This window comes from Tritonibacter sp. SIMBA_163 (assembly GCF_046535935.1).
GTDB classification, from domain to species: domain Bacteria; phylum Pseudomonadota; class Alphaproteobacteria; order Rhodobacterales; family Rhodobacteraceae; genus Epibacterium; species Epibacterium scottomollicae.
This window is the reverse complement of record NZ_JAWJBP010000111.1, coordinates 1-480: the sequence shown is the minus strand read 5'-3', so window position 1 is coordinate 480 and position 480 is coordinate 1. Positions and strand designations below refer to the sequence as shown.

At 57.7% G+C, this 480-nt stretch carries 1 protein-coding gene; it reads right to left on the bottom strand.

Features of this window, described 5'->3' with window-relative positions:
• Positions 1–404: helix-turn-helix transcriptional regulator (locus tag R0J92_RS21660; protein ID WP_411053152.1), on the bottom strand; the 404-nt coding region annotated here is incomplete at its 3' end.
• Positions 405–480 lie beyond the last annotated feature (76 nt).

The following is a 480-nucleotide window of genomic DNA, read 5'->3' as shown; positions in this document are numbered from 1 at the left end:
AGATCGACCGCATCTTTCTTACCGGGGCCGACAAGAAGGCTTACCGCTTCGAGTGTAACGCGTAAATCCTCAGGCATTACTGCTGCCACTTTGGCAAGAACATTGCGTGCAGCTGCGCCGAGCTCAGCGTCTCCCCTGTCCGCAACCCATCTTGTGCCGAGAACCAACGCTTCGATTTCTTCCTGGCTGAACATGATAGGCGGCAACATAAAGCCGGGACGCAGGATATAACCCAATCCCGGCTCCCCTTCGATAACTGCGCCCTGCGCCTGAAGGCTCGCGATATCACGATACAGCGTGCGAATACTGATACCGAGCTGCTGCGCCAGCGTCGCCCCGCTTACCGGGCGACGATAGGTGCGGAGTAACTGCAAAAGCTCAAGGAGGCGTTCAGAGCGGGACACCGGGTTGCTCCTCCTTGTGTAGCATGGAGATATTACAGAAGGGCCGGAATATCGCCCCTCGCCCATCCTTCCGAGG